General features: G+C 67.3%; 14 protein-coding genes. 6 read left to right on the forward strand and 8 right to left on the reverse strand.

From position 1 onward, the window contains the following. Window positions 1-23: 23 nt before the first annotated feature. On the reverse strand, window positions 24-461 hold the full coding sequence (locus CVUC_RS08590) for a PaaI family thioesterase (protein ID WP_096034554.1): 438 nt from the start codon (window positions 459-461) through the stop codon (window positions 24-26). 90 nt (window positions 462-551) lie between these two features. Between CVUC_RS08590 and CVUC_RS08595 the strand changes: the two genes are divergently transcribed. Together CVUC_RS08595 and CVUC_RS08600 are read left to right on the forward strand one after the other, a co-directional pair. Then, window positions 552-1,280: a hypothetical protein gene (locus tag CVUC_RS08595; protein WP_096034555.1), complete on the forward strand. Its 729-nt coding sequence runs from the start codon at window positions 552-554 to the stop codon at window positions 1,278-1,280. Window positions 1,281-1,365: 85 nt separating this feature from the next. Then, window positions 1,366-2,991 (forward strand): cisplatin damage response ATP-dependent DNA ligase, encoded by a 1,626-nt coding sequence (locus CVUC_RS08600; RefSeq protein ID WP_096034556.1) that lies wholly within the window; start codon window positions 1,366-1,368, stop codon window positions 2,989-2,991. Here CVUC_RS08600 and CVUC_RS08605 read toward each other — a convergent pair whose 3' ends face one another. After that, the gene (locus tag CVUC_RS08605; protein WP_096034557.1) at window positions 2,992-4,152 is read right to left on the reverse strand and encodes a DegT/DnrJ/EryC1/StrS family aminotransferase; all 1,161 of its coding nucleotides are present in this window, start codon (window positions 4,150-4,152) and stop codon (window positions 2,992-2,994) included. Between the two features lie 137 nt (window positions 4,153-4,289). Between CVUC_RS08605 and CVUC_RS08610 the strand changes: the two genes are divergently transcribed. Then, complete coding sequence (locus CVUC_RS08610) at window positions 4,290-5,282, forward strand: mechanosensitive ion channel family protein (protein ID WP_096034558.1); 993 nt, start codon at window positions 4,290-4,292, stop codon at window positions 5,280-5,282. 4 nt (window positions 5,283-5,286) lie between these two features. Here the strand turns inward: CVUC_RS08610 and CVUC_RS08615 are convergent, their stop codons facing one another. The 4 genes from CVUC_RS08615 to CVUC_RS08630 form a co-directional block, all read right to left on the reverse strand. After that, complete coding sequence (locus CVUC_RS08615; protein ID WP_024265984.1) at window positions 5,287-5,532, reverse strand: hypothetical protein; 246 nt, start codon at window positions 5,530-5,532, stop codon at window positions 5,287-5,289. A 137-nt stretch (window positions 5,533-5,669) separates the two neighbouring features. Continuing rightward, window positions 5,670-6,323, reverse strand: coding sequence for a fructose-6-phosphate aldolase (gene fsa, locus CVUC_RS08620; RefSeq protein ID WP_010921441.1), 654 nt, complete (start codon window positions 6,321-6,323; stop codon window positions 5,670-5,672). Between the two features lie 72 nt (window positions 6,324-6,395). Continuing rightward, window positions 6,396-7,277: a dTDP-4-dehydrorhamnose reductase gene (gene rfbD / locus CVUC_RS08625; protein ID WP_010921442.1), complete on the reverse strand. Its 882-nt coding sequence runs from the start codon at window positions 7,275-7,277 to the stop codon at window positions 6,396-6,398. Continuing rightward, complete coding sequence (locus CVUC_RS08630) at window positions 7,274-7,819, reverse strand: D-glycero-alpha-D-manno-heptose-1,7-bisphosphate 7-phosphatase (RefSeq protein ID WP_015923322.1); 546 nt, start codon at window positions 7,817-7,819, stop codon at window positions 7,274-7,276. The genes rfbD and CVUC_RS08630 overlap by 4 nt, the downstream gene beginning before the upstream one ends. A gap of 98 nt (window positions 7,820-7,917) precedes the next feature. On the opposite strand from CVUC_RS08630, the gene CVUC_RS08635 reads away from it, so the two are divergent. After that, the gene (locus tag CVUC_RS08635; RefSeq protein ID WP_010921444.1) at window positions 7,918-9,078 is read left to right on the forward strand and encodes an AGE family epimerase/isomerase; all 1,161 of its coding nucleotides are present in this window, start codon (window positions 7,918-7,920) and stop codon (window positions 9,076-9,078) included. On the opposite strand, the gene CVUC_RS08640 is transcribed toward CVUC_RS08635, so the two are convergent. Further along, window positions 9,062-10,372 carry a mannose-1-phosphate guanylyltransferase/mannose-6-phosphate isomerase gene (locus CVUC_RS08640; RefSeq protein WP_096034559.1) on the reverse strand — a complete coding sequence of 437 codons (1,311 nt, stop codon included), beginning with the start codon at window positions 10,370-10,372 and terminating at the stop codon, window positions 9,062-9,064. The two genes, CVUC_RS08635 and CVUC_RS08640, sit on opposite strands and share 17 nt — an antisense overlap. Window positions 10,373-10,466: 94 nt before the next feature. Then, complete coding sequence (locus CVUC_RS08645) at window positions 10,467-12,503, reverse strand: NAD(+) synthase (protein WP_096034560.1); 2,037 nt, start codon at window positions 12,501-12,503, stop codon at window positions 10,467-10,469. Window positions 12,504-12,700: 197 nt separating this feature from the next. On the opposite strand from CVUC_RS08645, the gene tkt reads away from it, so the two are divergent. Both tkt and CVUC_RS08655 read left to right on the forward strand, forming a co-directional pair. Continuing rightward, window positions 12,701-14,662, forward strand: a complete 1,962-nt coding sequence (gene tkt / locus CVUC_RS08650; protein WP_096034561.1) for a transketolase — start codon at window positions 12,701-12,703, stop codon at window positions 14,660-14,662. A 512-nt stretch (window positions 14,663-15,174) separates the two neighbouring features. After that, the gene (locus CVUC_RS08655; RefSeq protein ID WP_096034562.1) at window positions 15,175-16,377 is read left to right on the forward strand and encodes a tyrosine-type recombinase/integrase; all 1,203 of its coding nucleotides are present in this window, start codon (window positions 15,175-15,177) and stop codon (window positions 16,375-16,377) included. Window positions 16,378-16,381 lie beyond the last annotated feature (4 nt).

The following is a 16,381-nucleotide window of genomic DNA, read 5'->3' on the forward strand; positions in this document are numbered from 1 at the left end:
AGAGCCTTGGCTGCGGTTTTGGTTCAGGCGGCCGCCTTGGGCGCGCGCACCTTGAAGCTCGCCCGCGCCCGCGCCACCGGGTCGCCGTCGGCGCGCACCGTCGCCTCGGCGAAACAGATCGACCGACCCAGCTTGATGAAGTCGGTGTCGAACTCGAGCCATTGCCCCAGACGCGCCGAGCCCAGATAGTCGAGCGTCAGCGACACCGTCACCAGCCCGTCCACCGGCGCGCCGGTCCGCGCCAGGTTCACGCCCAGCGACAGGCCCATCGCATTGTCGGCCATGGCCGCCAGGAAACCCCCGTGGGGCATGTGACGCGAATTGCAGTGCGGCTCGCGCACCCAGGTCGCCAAGACCAGCCGATCCTCGGCAAGGCGCGCATAGAGCGGCTCCCACGGATCGGTGATCGGACTTTTGCGCGCGTGCGGGCTGAAACCCGCCGGGACGACCGTGTCGCTCATGCTCGCCTCACAGGATTTCAAACATCTGTTTTAATCTAGCAGCAGGCGCGCACTTGCGCGAGGGGTCATAAACCTGCGCTATCTGAAACCATGGCCCGCCCGCGCGACCGACAGAAGCTGGACGCCGTCAAGGTGGTCGAGACACTCGACAACCTGCACGCCCGCGTCTCAGAACGCTTTCCGGCCTCGGGTCTGGCGATGGTCTGCGCGCGCCTCGCCGACACCGGCCGCCAGACCGCCGCGCGCGCCCGAAGGATCGGACGGCCCTATCTGCTCCTCCGCGCCCTGGTGGTGCTGATCATCGTCGGCGGCGTCGCGCTGGAGTTCGCCCTGGCCCGGCGCCTCGACTGGAGCGCGGCCTTGCGCGCCCGGGAGGGCTTCGACCTCGCCCAGGGCCTGGAGGCGGCCATCAATCTGGCTCTGCTTTCGGGGGCGGCGGCCTGGTTCCTCAGCTCGCTGGAACGCCGCTGGAAGCAGCAGCGCGTGCAGGTGGCCCTGCACGAACTGCGCTCGTTCTGCCACGTCATCGACATGCATCAACTGACCAAGGACCCGTCGGTGATCCTGGGTCCCCGCACCCGCCATTCGCCGCCCCGCGAGATGAGCAATTTCCAGCTGTCGCGCTATCTGGACTACTGCGCCGAGATGCTGGCCCTGACGGCCAAGTTGGCGGCGCTCTACGCCGGCGAGACCGACGACCCGGTGATCATCGCCGCCGTCAACGACATTGAAACCCTGGCCTCGGACCTGGGTCGCAAGATCTGGCAGAAGATCATGATCCTGGGCCAGTTGAACGAGGCCGCCGCCGCACAGGCCTAATCGCGCGGAGGATGACCCTTGATCCCGGTCGATTTGGCCGGTCTGATCGTCCGGTCACGATCGCAAGGGCCTTGCTTCGCGTTCCATGTCCATGCGCGCCTTCGCCCACCTGCTCGATCGACTGTCCCTGACCAGTTCGCGCAACGCCAAGCTGGTCTTGATCCAGGATCATTTGCGCCAAACGCCCGATCCCGATCGGGGCTATGCGCTGGCGGCCCTGACAGGCGCGCTGTCGTTCAACGCCGCCAAGCCGGCCTTTATCCGCAAGGCCATTGAGGCGCGGATGGACCCCCAGCTGTTCGCCTGGTCGTACGACTTCGTCGGCGACCTGGCCGAGACGGTCTCGCTGGTCTGGCCCGCCCCCTCCTCCAGGAAATGGCCGGGCGCCAACCGCCCACCGGAACTGTCCGAGGTCATCGACGCCCTGCATTCGGCCTCGCGCCCCGAGGTGCAGCGGCTGATCGAGGGCTGGCTGGACGCCCTGGATCCCGACGGTCGCTGGGCGTTGCTGAAGCTGATGACCGGCGGACTGCGGGTCGGCGTCTCCTCGCGCCTGGCCAAGCAGGCCTGCGCCAACCTCGGCGGCGTCGACATCGGCGAGATCGAGGAGATCTGGCATGCGCTGGAGCCGCCCTATGGCGACCTCTTCGCCTGGCTGGAGGGGCGCTCCGAACGCCCGTCGCCCGACGCGCCGGGTCGCTTTCGGCCCGTGATGCTGGCCCAGCCGCTCGACGAGGAGGTCGATTTCCAGAAGCTGGACCCGGCCGACTACCTCGCCGAATGGAAGTGGGACGGCATCCGCGTGCAGGCAGTTTCCGAACGCGGCGAGCGGCGGCTCTACACCCGCACCGGCGACGACATCTCGGCCAGCTTTCCCGATGTGGTGGAGGCGCTCGACTTCGAGGGCGCAATCGACGGCGAACTGCTGGTGCTCCGCGACGGCGCCCTGGCCTCGTTCGGCGATCTCCAGCAACGCCTGAACCGCAAGACGGTCGACGCCAAACTGCTAGCCGCGTTCCCGGCCGGGATCCGGGCCTATGATCTGCTGATGGACGGCGAGACCGACCTGCGGGCCCTGCCGTTCGAGACGCGCCGCGCCCGGCTGGAAGCGTTCGTCGCCAGCCTCAAGACCTCGCGCATCGACCTCTCGCCCCTGCAGCCCTTTGCGACCTGGAAGGCGCTCGCCGCGCTTCGACTTGAACCGCCGGAGGGTGACGCGCGCCTGTCCGAAGGTCTGATGCTGAAGCGCCGCGACAGCGTCTACGAACCCGGCCGCCCCAAGGGCCCCTGGTTCAAGTGGAAACGCGATCCGCGCCTGATCGACGCGGTGCTGATGTACGCCCAGCGCGGTCACGGCAAGCGATCGAGCTTCTATTCCGACTACACCTTCGGCGTCTGGCGCGAGGATGAGGACGGCCGGCGCGCCCTCACCCCCGTCGGCAAGGCCTATTTCGGCTTCACCGACGAGGAGCTGAAGCGGATCGACAAGTTCGTCCGCGACCACACGGTCGAGCGCTTCGGCCCCGTGCGATCGGTACGCGCCGACCTGGAGGTCGGTCTGGTCTTCGAGGTCGCCTTCGAAGGCCTGCAGCGGTCCAGCCGCCACAAGTCCGGCGTCGCCATGCGGTTTCCCCGCATCAACCGCATCCGCTGGGACAAGCCCGCGCGCGAGGCCGATGACCTGGCGACATTGGAAGCGATGCTGGCCTGATCAGCCGCCGAAGCTGCGGATGGCGTCGATGATCTTCTGCTGGTCCTCAGCGCCCAGATACGGGTGCATCGGCAAGGCCAGAACCGTCTCGGCCTTGGCTTCGGTGACCGGCAGGCCGCCCGCGCCGCGCGGGAACTGGGCGTAGGGCGCCTGAACGTGCATGGGGACGGGATAATAGACCGCCGTCGGCACGCCTTGCGCCTTCAGGTGGGCGGCCAGGCCGTCGCGGTTTTCGTGCTCGATCACATACTGGGCCCAGACCGAGACGCCGCCGTCGATGACGGCCGGAGTCGACAGCACCGCGCCCTTCAGGCCCGCAGCGTAGCGGTCGGCCACGACCTGACGCAGCGCGATCTCCTCGGCGAAGATCGCCAGCTTCTCGATCAGGATCGCCGCCTGGATCGTGTCGAGGCGCGAATTCATGCCGATGCGGGTGTTCAGGTACTTGGGATCGTGATCGAAGGTCTTGCCGGCTAGGTCCGGGCCGACCGCCTTGCCGTGGACGCGGTAGCTGTCCATCAGGTCCCACAGCGTCGCGTCATTGGTCAGCACCGCGCCGCCGTCGCCGTAGCAGCCCAGCGGCTTGGCCGGGAAGAAGCTGGTGGTGGCCACATCGGCCCAGTGCAGCGGGTGATGGCCGTTCAGCGTGCAGCCAAAGCCCTGGGCGCTGTCGGCGATCAGCTTCAGGCCCTCGCGATCGCAGATGGCCTTGATCGCCGGATAGTCGGCGGGTTGGCCGAACAGGTCGACGGCGATCACCACCTTGGGCGTCAGCTGGCCTTCCGCCTTCACCCCGGCGATGGCGGCTTCCAACTTGGCCGGGTCGAGATTGTAGGTGTCGGGCAGCACGTCGACAAACACCGGCGTCGCGTCGACCCATGGCACGACCTCGGGGGTCGCGGCGAAGGTGAAGGACGGGCAGAACACCGCGTCGCCCTTGCCAACGCCCCAAGCCATCAGCGGCAGGGCGATGGCGTCGGTGCCGTTGGCGCAGGACAGGGCCAGCTTGGCCTGGCCGAACGCGGCCAGCTGGGCCTCGAACTCGCGCACCTGAGGCCCCATGACATAGGCGCCGCTGTCCAGCACCCTGGCGATGGCCGTGTCGATCTTGTCGCGGATCCGGCGCTGCTGCGCGCCGAGGTCGATGAAGGGCATGCTCATGGGCGGCGCTCTTAGTCAGGCTTCGTGACGATTTCGAGCCAATTGATGTAACCGACTGTTTCCCGGCCCAGGCAAGCGGAACCCTGATCGCGTCGTGTCGTTGACCTCGACGCGCGGGGGCGCCTATCGAGACACCCATGACGACAAAGCCCAGCATCATCCCGGCGGACGCCGCGCTGCCCTCGCTCGCCAACGTGAAGGCCGACGAGACCATGCTCAGCCATTTCATCGACTGGCTGGGCAAGTTGGCCGTGAATCTGGTGGTCGCCGCCCTGATCCTGGCGGTCACCTTCTGGGCCGCCGGCTGGGCCGCGCGGTTCATGCGCCGGACCCTGACGCGTGTGCATCGCAACAATCCAGACCCGACCCTGGAGAGTTTCGCCGCGTCCCTGGCCCGCTACGCCATCGTGGCCGTTGGCCTGGTCGCCGTGCTCCAGCAACTGGGCGTGCAGGCGACCTCGATCATCGCGGTCCTCGGCGCGGCGTCCCTGGCCATCGGCCTTGCGCTGCAAGGCGCGCTGTCGAACGTCGCCGCCGGCGTGATGATCCTGCTGTTCCGCCCCTACAAGGTCGGCGACTTCATCGAGACGGCGACCCGTCAGGGTACGGTCAAGTCGCTGGACCTGCTGTTCACCGAAATCGCCACCCCCGACAACGTCAAGGTGATGATCCCCAACAGCAAGGTGTTCGGGGATGTGATCCTGAACTACTCGACCCACCGCAATCGCCGGGTGGACGTGCTGTTCAAGGTTCCCCTGAAGACGGATCTGGTGGCGGTGCTCAAGCGTCTGCGCGAGCGGGCCGAGAACGACGCGCGCATCCGCCAGGACCCCGCCCCGATGATCGAGGTCACCGACCTGTCCGAGGCCTATGCCCAGGCGGCGATCCGGGTCTGGACGGCGGCGGCCGACTTTGCTCCGGTCAAGACCGACCTGATGCTGTCGGCTCATTTGCTGTCAGAGGACTCGGCCCGAACCGACCTGCCGCCACCACGCCCGTCCAAGGCGACGGATCCTTCGCCCGCCATGCCGGGCGAGGGCGAACACCATAACCTGCTGGCGCTGATCAAGCCCAGGCGGCCTCGGAAGGCGGCGGCGACGGCCAAGCCAACGGGCGTTGAGAAAAAATAGGCTCTCAGGCGGTTCCCGCTGTGCCGCGCCGCGAGGTCCATTCCCGTGCGAACTTGTCGCTGAGGCCCGCGTCCTCGAACACCACGCGGCGCAGTTGGCCTAGGAATTCAGGGGTGTCGTGAACGATCACGAACGGAAAGCCGTTGGCCGAGAGGAAGCCTTGCAGGAACCGGGAAAAGCGATCGGCTTCCTCCGGTCCGGTCAGGCGAACTTCGGTCTCGGCGGTCGCCGAACCTCTTGGGGGAACCATGGGGGTGGCCCTCTGTGAACGGACCACCTCTAACCCGTCAGGCCGCATTTGCGAACTGACTTCGCCGTTGCGAAATACTCTTTGATCAGAAACTCGCCTCCCGAGCGAGCGCGAAGCCCGTCGGGAGGCTGAACGTCTTACAGGATCGACTGACCGGTCGAGGCCCAGTCCTTCAGGAACTGCTCGAGGCCCTTGTCGGTCAGCGGGTGCTTGTAGAGGTCGCTGAACACCGCCGGCGGGATGGTGACGACGTCGGCGCCGACGATCGCGGCCTCTTTGACGTGGGCGGCGTTGCGCACCGAGGCGGCCAGGATCTCGGTCTCGTAGCCATAGTTGTCATAGATCGCGCGGATGTCGCGGATCAGGTCCATGCCGTCGAACCCGTAGTCATCCAGGCGGCCGATGAACGGCGAGATGTAGGTCGCGCCGGCCTTGGCGGCCAGCAGGGCCTGGGTCGGCGAGAAGCACAGGGTGACGTTGGTCTTGATCTCTTCGTCAGCGAAGGCGGCGCAGGCGATCAGGCCATCGCGGGTCAGCGGGATCTTGACCACGACGTTCGGCGCGATCTTGGCCAGCTTCTGACCTTCGGCGATCATGGCGTCAGCCGTGGTGGCGGCCACCTCGGCGCTGATCGGGCCCGGGACGATGTCGCAGATCTCGGCGATCACCTCCAGCATCGGCCGGCCCGACTTGGCGATCAGGGTCGGGTTGGTGGTCACGCCGTCGATCAGGCCGGTCGAGGCCAGATCCGCGATGACCTTGGTGTCGGTGCTGTCGAGGAAGATCTGCATGGGTCTCTTGCGCTGTATTTTATGGGGAAGTTGGCGCCCGGTTTATCGCGGGCGCGCCGCTCGCGCCAGCGATTAGCCGGCGAGGCCCGTGGAGACCAACCGGTCAGCGGTGCGCTCCACCGCCGGTCGCCACGCCTCGGGTGAGAAACCGAACACCGCGCGCAGCTTGGCGGTATCGAGCGGCGAGCGCGGCGGGCGCGGCGCGGGCTCGGCGAAGGCGGCCTGGGTCGTCGGCTCCAGCCGGGCCTTCGTCATCGGGTCGCGGTCAATGGCGGCCTTGGCGAAGTCGAACCGGCTGGTCTCGCCCGCATTGGCGAAATGGAACAGGCCGAAGGCCGGATCATCGGCGGGCGCAGCCGCCCAGCGCGGCGCGGTCGCGACCAGAAAGTCAGCCAAGGCCTCGCCATCGGTCGGCGTGCCGAACTGGTCGGCCACCACCTTCAGCGTCTCGCGCTCGCGGGCGAGCTTGAGCATGAAGCTCACATAGTTGCGCCCGTATCGCGAGAAGACCCACGAGATCCGCAGCACCACGGTTCTGGGGTGAGCCAGAACCGCCTGCTCGCCGGCCAGCTTGGAGCGGCCATAAACATTGATCGGCTCGGCGCGATCGGTCTCAACATAGGCGCGGTCGGTTCGGCCGTCGAACACCGCGTCGGTCGACAGGTGCGCGAACGGCAGCCCCCGTTCGGCGCAGGCTGCGGCCATGGCGGCGGGCGCGCGCGCATTGACGGCGAAGGCCGCCTCAGGCGCGGCCTCGGCCGGGTCCACCTGAGTAAATGCGGCGGCGTTGACGACAAGATCGCAGTCGGCGGCCAGGATCGTCGCGCGCAAGCGCTCGGGATCGGCAAGATCGCAGTCGGCGCGAGACAGGGCGATGATCTCCGACCGTCCCTGCGCCGCCGCCCGCAGGGCGGTGGCGACCTGGCCGGTTCGGCCAAACTGCAGGATCTTCATTTCAGCGCCGGAACGCGGTCACCCAGCACCGCCCCGACAAAGGCGCGAAGACTTCCGCCTGCGAAGAGATAGCCCGGCATGCCCGCGCGCCGTCCGGCCTCGACGTCGATGTCCCGGTCGCCGATGATCACGGCCTCATCAGGTCGCAGACCCCATTCGGCCAGCCCCCGCAAGATCATGCCGGGATTGGGCTTGCGGTCGGGGTGATCGGCCACGCGGTAGGCCTCAACGGCCGCCGTTTCATGGAAGGGGCAGTGGTAGAAGGCGTCGATCCGCCCGCCCACCTGCGCCAGCTGCCCCTGCATCGCGGCATGAAAGCGCTCCAGCGCCGGCTCGTCGAAATAGCCCCGGCCGATCCCCGACTGGTTGGTGACCACCAGCACCTTCAGGCCCGCCCGCGTCATCGCCGCGACCGCGTCGCGTGCGCCCTCGATCCAGTCCAGCTTGGCAGGATCGTGAACATAGCCGTGATCGATATTGAGCACACCGTCGCGATCCAGGAACACGGCCTTCAGGGGCGGGGGAGCAGGCGGACTGGTCATGGCCCGAGCACTAACCCGGCGGGCGCAGAATCGCCAAGCCGACGTCTTGGCCTCGTCACGCAACCTCGCCTAGAAGGGTCACGCCGATGGAGCCTCCGATGACCAACGCTTTCGCCGACGCCGCCCGACTTCGCGACCGCCTGAAGACCTGGGCGGTCGAGGCGGCCTATCCGATCTGGTGGGAGGTCGGCGCTGATCGGGTGAAAGGCGGCTTCTTCGAGAAGATCGATCTGGACGGCCAGGCGGTGGATGGCCCCCGCCGCGGTCGCGTCCTGCCGCGACAGATCTACGCCTATGCGATCGCCGGCGACCTGGGCTGGCGCGGGCCCTGGCGCGCGGCTGTCGAACACGGCCTGGCCTACTTCCTGTCCGCCTATCGTCGATCCGATGGCCAGTTCCGCACCCTTGTGGGCCCGAACGGCGAGAGCTTGGACGACACCGCCGACCTCTATGATCAGGCCTTCGCCCTGTTCGCCCTGGCGGCGGTCGCCAAGGCGCTGCCCGACCGCGCCGACGACGCGCGGACGCTGGCCCTTGTGGTGCGCGAGCGCCTGATCGCCGAACGCAAGCATCCCGTCGCGGGCTTCCACCAGACGAACCCGCCCTCAGCGCCTCTGCAGTCCAATCCGCATATGCACCTGTTCGAGGCCATGCTGGCCTGGAACGAGATCGACAAGGACCCGATCTGGCGCACCCTGGCCGACGAGATCGCCGAACTGGCGCTCTCCAGGTTCATTCACGCGCCCAGCGGCCAGATCCGTGAGTTCTTCGACCTCGACTGGAACCCTGCGCCAGGCGTCGCGGGCCGGATCTGCGAGCCGGGGCATCAGTTCGAATGGGGCTGGCTGCTGATGCGCTGGGGCCAGCTTGCCGGCCGCGCCGACGCTACGGCGGCGGCCTTGCGCATGATCGATGACGCCGAGACCCACGGCGTTGACCTATCGCGAGGCGTGGCGATCAACGCCCTGCTCGATGATTTCTCGACCCACGACGACGGCGCCCGACTGTGGCCCCAAACCGAGCGGATCAAGGCGGCCGTGCTGGCGGCGGAGATCACCGGCCAAGCGCGCTACTGGGACATGGCCGCCGCCGCCGCTGAGGGCCTGATGGCCTATCTGCGCACGGCGATCCCCGGCCTCTGGCGCGACAAGTACCAGCCCGACGAAACCTTTATCGAAGAGCCCGTCCCGGCCAGCTCGTTCTACCATATCGCCTTGGCGATCCTGGAGATGGACCGGGTGATCAACGCGGCTTCGTGACCAGCAAGGTCGCCGCCCCGATCGCCCGAGCCTGAACCGAGTCGTCCAAGGCGATGATCGCGCCCGCAGCATAGACGTCGCCGTCCATCTCGATCACGCCTTCCAGCACCTGAAGCGTCGATACCGGCAGCATCAAGGTCTCTCCCGCCGGTACGCGACGCAACTCCACATCGAAGCCGTCGGTCGAGACCAGGGTCTCGGTCCCGTTCGGCGAGGCGCTCTTGCGCGAGGCGATGGAGCGGCCCTTGGCCTTCAGGCCATCGACCAGGGTCTTCACCGCCTGGCTGTCCTTGCGATGGCAGACCAGCACCGCGTCGGGCTCGGCCACGACGACGATGTCGTTGACCCCGATCACGCCGACATAGGGACCCGTCGAGCGCACCAGAACATTGGACGAGCCGTGCAAGTCGACGTCGCCCGTCTGAGCGTTACCGTCGCCGTCGCGGGTGGAGGCCTCCCAGATCGCGTCCCAGGCCCCAAGGTCCGACCAGGCGAACGCCGCAGGGGCGACAGCGGCCTTCTGGGTGCGCTCCATGATGGCGTAGTCGAGCGAGATCTTCTTGGCCTGGGCGAAGGCCTCGCGATCCAGGCGGCCGATGCCGGCCTCCAGCTGCAGGCCGGCCACGCACGCCTTGGCGGCGGCGGCGACAGACGGCTCAAAGGTCTCGAACTCGCCCAGCAAGGTCGCCGCCTGGAACGCGAAATTGCCGCTGTTCCAGAGATAGCCTTCCAGAAGATAGCGCTCGGCGGTCGCCTGGTCGGGCTTCTCGACGAAGGCGGCGACCTCACGCACCGAACCATCCAGAAGCGGCGCGCCAGGGCGGATATAACCAAAGCCGGTCGCCGGGACCGTCGGCTGAACCCCGAACGTGACGATATAGCCCTGCTCGGCCGCCTTGGCGGCGGTGAGGGCGGCCTGCTGGAAGATTTCGGGCTGGGCGATGTGGTGATCGGCGGCCAGCATCAGCACGACGCCGGCCGGATCCTGGGCCTCGACATAGGCCGCCGCCGCCGCCACGGCCGGCGCGCTGTCGCGAGCCTCGGGTTCGACCAGGATTGTGGCCCAGGCGCCGATCTCGGCGGTCTGCTCGGACACAAACCCGACCATTGCCTCGCCGGTCACGACGACCACCTCGGCCACACCCGGAATATCCTTCACCCGCAGGACAGTCTCCTGGAAGGAGGACCGATCGCTCACGAGTTTAAGGAACTGTTTGGGATGGTCGCTCCGCGATGCGGGCCAGAGGCGGGTGCCCGAGCCGCCACACAGGATTACCGGATAGATCGCAGCCAAGTCTTGTCCCCACACAGTCTTAGTCTTCGCCCCTTATCGGGTGCTATTGCGTCGACTGCTTAAAGGCAAACAGAGCTGTAACGAAGAGTTTTCCTCAAATCGGCGCATTTGTGCGCAGTTCCGCCAGCCAGGCATCGGCTGTCGCATCCGACGGCATGCGCCAGTCTCCCCGCGGCGACAACGCGCCGCCCGACGAGATTTTCGGCCCGTTGGGTACAGCCGAGCGCTTGAACTGATTGGCGAAGAATCGCTTCAGGAACAGCTCCAGCCAGCGCTTGATCTCCGGCAGATTGTAGGCCCGCCGCGCCGTCTCAGGCAGGCCGACGGGCCAACCGCCCGTCTCGGCGTCATGCCAGGCGCTCCAGGCCAGATAGGCGATCTTGGACGGCGCCATGCCATAGCGGGTCAGGTAATAGAGATTGAAGTCCTGCAGGGCGTAGGGGCCGACGAAGCTCTCGGTCGCCTGCACCGCGTCGCCCGGCACCAGCTCGGGCGAGATTTCGGTCGCGAGGATATCTTCCAGAAGCGCCCTGGTCTCGGCGTCGACGTCGCCGGAATGGGCGACAAAGCGGATGAGGTGCTGGATGAGCGTCTTGGCCGCCCCACAGTTGGGGTTGTAGTGGCTCATGTGGTCGCCGACGCCGTAGGTGCACCAGCCGAGCGCCAACTCCGACAGGTCGCCCGTGCCGACGACAAGCGCGGCGTTATGGTTGGCCAAGCGGAACAGATAGTCGGTGCGAAGGCCCGCCTGGACGTTCTCGAAGGTCACGTCATAGACCGCCTCGCCTCGTCCGAACGGATGGTCCAGGTCCTTGAGCATCTGAGTCGCGGCGGGCCGGATGTCGAGTTCGCCGGCGGTGACGCCCATGGCCTTCATCAGCGCCCAGGCGTTGGACTTGGTGCGGTCCGAGGTCGCGAAGCCCGGCAAGGTGTAGGCCAGGATGTTCGTCCGCGGCAGCGCCAATTGGTCCATGGCCTTGGCGGCGACCAGCAGGGCCTGGGTCGAATCGAGCCCGCCCGAAATCCCGATCACCAGCTTCTTCAGGCTCGAGGCCTCGAGGCGCCGCGCCAGGCCCTGGACCTGGATATTGTAGGCCTCGTAGCAATTCTCGCGCAGCTTGGCGGGATCCGACGGCGTGAACGGGAACCGTTCGATCGGTCGCGCCAGCGCCAGGTCGCCTGCGGGCGCAGCGAAGGCGAACGGGACAACCCGGAACGGGATCGTGGGCGGCGTCAGGGCCATAGCGTCGCCGAAGCTGCCGACGCGCATCCGCTCCTGCCGAATACGCTGGACGTCCACATCGGCGAAGGTCCAGGCCGGTCCCGTCGAGAAGCGCGGGGTTTCGGCGAGCAGAGCGCCCATTTCATGGATATCGACATGACCGTCCCAGGCCAGGTCGGTCGAGCTCTCGCCTGCGCCGGCCGCCGAGTAGACATAGGCCGCGATCATCCGCGAGGACTGACTGGCGCAGAGCAGGCGGCGCGTCTCGGACTTGCCGATGGTGATGTTGCTGGCCGACAGATTCAGCAGGATCTCGGCCCCCGCCAGGGCCTGGGCGGTGCTGGGCGGGGTTGGGGTCCAGACATCCTCGCAGATCTCGACGCCCACCGTGAACGGGGCGACGCCCTCGCCGCGAAACAGAATGTCGGTCCCGAACGGAACGGTCTGGCCGGCAAGGTTCAGAGCCTTGCCCACCACGCCGGCGCCCGGCGTGAACCAGCGACGCTCATAGAACTCGCGATAGTTGGGCAGGAAGCTCTTGGGGACCACGCCCAGCACCTTGCCGCCCTGGATGACGATGGCGGTGTTATAGAGGCGGCCGCCGTCGCGCAGCGGAGCTCCGACCACGATCATCGGCGCCAGGCCTGCGCTAGCCTCGGTCACGGTCGCGATCGCGGCCTCGACCGCGTCCAGCAAAGCCTCTTGTTGCAGGAGGTCGTCGACCGTGTAGCCGGTCAGCCCCAGTTCCGGGAACACCACGACGGCCACGCCCGCCGCGTGCGCCTCGCGCGCCATGGCCAGGACACCCTGGGCGTTGGCGGCCGGATCCGCCAGCTTCACCTTCGGGACGGCGGTCGCCACCCGAACGAAGCCGTGGCGGTAGGGCGAGAAGAACGACGGACTACCCAAGGGACCGGCCTTTCAGGTTATGCTTAAACTGAGCATAAGTCTGCGCACAGCTATAACGCTTGCGGACGATGTTGCAAAGCGCCCACGACCGGCATCCAGCGCCGCTTTCGGGACCGCGCGCGGGTTGACCCTCGGGGGTTCCCATGCGACTGCGCCCCTCGCGCAGCCCCGCAAAACAAAGACAAGACGGAACTTCCATGCCCGTTTCGCCCATCAAGATGGCCGACGCGATCCGCGTCCTTTCCATGGACGCCGTGCACAAGGCCAAGTCGGGACACCAAGGCATGCCGATGGGCATGGCCGACGTGGCGACCATGCTGTGGGGCAAGTTCCTGAAGTTCGACGCGTCGAAGCCCGACTGGGCGGACCGCGACCGCTTTGTGCTGTCGGCCGGCCACGGCTCGATGCTGATCTACAGCTTGCTGCATCTGACCGGCTTCAAGGCCGTGACGATGAAGGAGATCGAGAACTTCCGTCAGTGGGGGTCGCTGACCCCCGGCCACCCGGAAGTCCACCACACGCCCGGCGTCGAGACCACGACCGGCCCGCTGGGCCAGGGCCTGGCCACCGCCGTCGGCATGGCCATGGCCGAGGCGCATCTGGCCGCCCGCTACGGCTCTGATCTCGTCGACCACCGCACCTGGGTGATCGCCGGCGACGGCTGTCTGATGGAAGGCGTCAGCCATGAGGCCATCAGCATCGCCGGACGCCTGAAGCTCTCGAAGCTGACGGTCCTCTTCGACGACAACAACACCACCATCGACGGGGTGGCCACCATCGCCGAGACCGGCGACCAGGTCGCGCGCTTCAAAGCCGCCGGCTGGGCGGTCAAGGTCGTCGACGGCCACGACCACGGCAAGATCGCCGCCGCCCTGCGCTGGGCCACCAAGCAGGACCGCCCGAGCATGATCGCGTGCAAGACGCTGATCTCGAAGGGCGCGGGCCCCAAGGAAGGCGACCCCCACAGCCACGGCTACACCCTGTTCGACAACGAGATCGCCGCCTCGCGCGTCGCCATGGGCTGGGACGCAGCGCCCTTCACCATGCCCGACGACATCGCCAAGGCGTGGAAGAGCGTCGGCCGTCGCGGCGCCAAGGTCCGCAAGGCCTGGGAAGCCAAGCTGGCCGCCTCGCCCAAGGGCGCCGACTTCACCCGCGCCATGAAGGGCGAGCTGCCCGCGAACGCCTTCGAGGCGCTGGACGCCCACATCGCCAAGGCCCTTGAGACCAAGCCGGTCAACGCCACCCGCGTCCACTCCGGCTCGGCCCTGGAGCACCTGATCCCGGCGATCCCCGAGATGATCGGCGGCTCGGCCGACCTGACCGGCTCGAACAACACCCTGGTCAAGGGCATGGGCGCTTTCGACGCGCCCGGCTACGAAGGCCGCTATGTCCACTATGGGGTGCGTGAGTTCGGCATGGCCGCAGCCATGAACGGCATGGCCCTGCACGGCGGGATCATCCCCTATTCGGGCACCTTCCTGGCCTTCGCCGACTACAGCCGCGCGGCCATCCGTCTGGGCGCCCTGATGGAGGCCCGCGTCGTCCACGTGATGACCCACGACTCCATCGGTCTCGGCGAAGACGGTCCCACCCACCAGCCGGTCGAGCATGTGGCCAGCTTGCGCGCCATTCCGAACCTGCTGGTCTTCCGTCCGGCCGACGCGGTCGAGGCCGCCGAGTGCTGGAAGGCGGCCCTGCAACATCAACGCACGCCGTCGGTGATGACCCTGTCGCGCCAGAAGACCCCGCACGTCCGCACCCAGGGCGGCGACCTGTCGGCCAAGGGCGCCTACGAGCTGCTGGCGGCCGAGGGCGGCGAGGCGCAGGTGACGATCTTCGCCTCGGGCACCGAGGTCGGCGTCGCCGTGGCCGCGCGCGACATCCTGCAGGCCAAGGGCAAGCCGACCCGCGTCGTCTCCACGCCCTGCTGGGAGCTGTTCGACCAGCAGCCCGCCGCCTACCAGGCCGCCGTCATCGGCAAGGCCCCGGTTCGCGTCGCCGTCGAAGCGGGCGTCAAGATGGGCTGGGAGCGCTTCATTGGCGAGAACGGCAAGTTCGTCGGCATGAAGAGCTTCGGCGCCTCGGCTCCGTTCGAGCGCCTGTATAAAGAGTTCGGCATCACCGCTGAAGCCGTGGCCGAAGCGGCTCTGGCCTGAAATCGCTACGCGGGGGTGGAGTCTGGAGCTCCGCCCCCGACCGCAGAACAAGGGCCAGGGCGGATCGATAGCGCTGTCCGCACCAGAAACACCTGATAGTCGCCCACAGAGCAGGCTCGCGCCTGATCCTGCCCCCATGCCCGCCCCACAGCGAATGGGACCCTGGCCGATCTTGCCGGCGAGGCGCCACTGTTCCTCGCACCTAGGCTGTGGCGAGTCGTCGCAGGGGCGCACGCGACGTTAGGCAAGAAAATGCGGACGGAGAGCCCAGTGGGCGATCCGATCGGGTCGTGATCGAGGCTAAGGGAGGTCCTTGGTGGAGCCGAGGGGTTTCGAACTCTCTTCTCACCGCGTCGCCGGCTATTGCAAAAAGCCTCGTGGTGGAAAGGAGTTACGGCCTGCGATGTCTCACGGCGTCGCAGGCCGTCGCCCAAAACCGCTGCTCGTTTTTAGGGTAATTTTGAGGGTGAGACGGCCCAGCGCAACAGCGGATGTTCTGCTAAGGTTCTCCTATGGCCCGTCTCGTCAATCGCCTCACTGATCGCACCGTCCGCGCCCTCAAGGAGCCGGGGCTCTACCCCGACGGGGCTGGTCTGTACCTGGAAGTGACGAAGGGCGGCTCAAAGCAGTGGGCCTACATCTTCCAGTGGAGGAAGAAGCGGACCCAGATGGGCCTGGGTGGCCTTCTCGCCGTCAGCCTGGCCCAGGCCCGCGAGGCGGCGGCTGAGGCCCGCAAACTCGTTAAGCAGGGCGTCAATCCGATCGAGGCGCGCAAGGCCGAGGCGATGGCGGCCAAGACCTTCGGCGACATGGCCGACGCAGTCCTGGAGACGAAGAAGGACGGCTGGAAGAACGAGAAGCACCGGGAGCAGTGGGAGACGTCGTTGAACGTCCACGCAGCCCCGATCCGACCGAAGCCGCTGGCCGATATCACAACAGACGACGTCCTGGACATCCTGAAGCCGATATGGACGCGGATCCCCGAGACTGCATCGCGAACGCGTGGCCGGATCGAAACCGTGCTGGACGCCGCTAAGGCCAAGGGCCTGCGGGCCGGTGAGAACCCGGCGCGATGGAAGGGGCACTTGGAGCATCTGCTGCCGAAGCGGAAGAAGCTTTATCGCGGCCACCACGCTGCTCTCGGCCTAGCCGAGCTGGGCGCCTTCATGGCCGCCCTCAGAGAGCGCCAGGCGATGGCCGCGCGGGCGCTGGAGTTCACCATCCTGACGGCGGCGCGCACCGGCGAAGTACTGGGCGCCACCTGGGCCGAGTTCGATCTCTATCGCGCGGTTTGGACGGTGCCGGCGGAGCGGATGAAGCTGCGCGTAGAGCACCGCGTTCCGTTGAGCACCCCGGCTATGGCTCTGCTAACTGAGCTGGCGCGCGCCAGCAACGCCAAGCCGGACGAGCTGGTATTCCCAAGCGTGATCACCGGCGGGAAGATGTCGAACATGGCCATGCTGATGCTGCTCCGCCGGATGACAAGGCCGGAACTGACAGTCCACGGCTTCCGGTCGACGTTCCGCGATTGGGCCGGCGAACTGACGAACTTCCCGCGCGAGGTCGCCGAGGCGGCCCTGGCGCACACCGTGGGTACTGACGTCGAGAAGGCCTATCGGCGCGGCGATGCGCTACTGAAGCGGCGGAAGATGATGGAAGCCTGGGCGACCTTCTGCGCTCGTACCGGCGTGCTGGTCGAGTTTCGCCGGGCCTAAAGGG

It is taken from the genome of Caulobacter vibrioides (assembly GCF_002858865.1).
Lineage (GTDB): Bacteria > Pseudomonadota > Alphaproteobacteria > Caulobacterales > Caulobacteraceae > Caulobacter > Caulobacter vibrioides.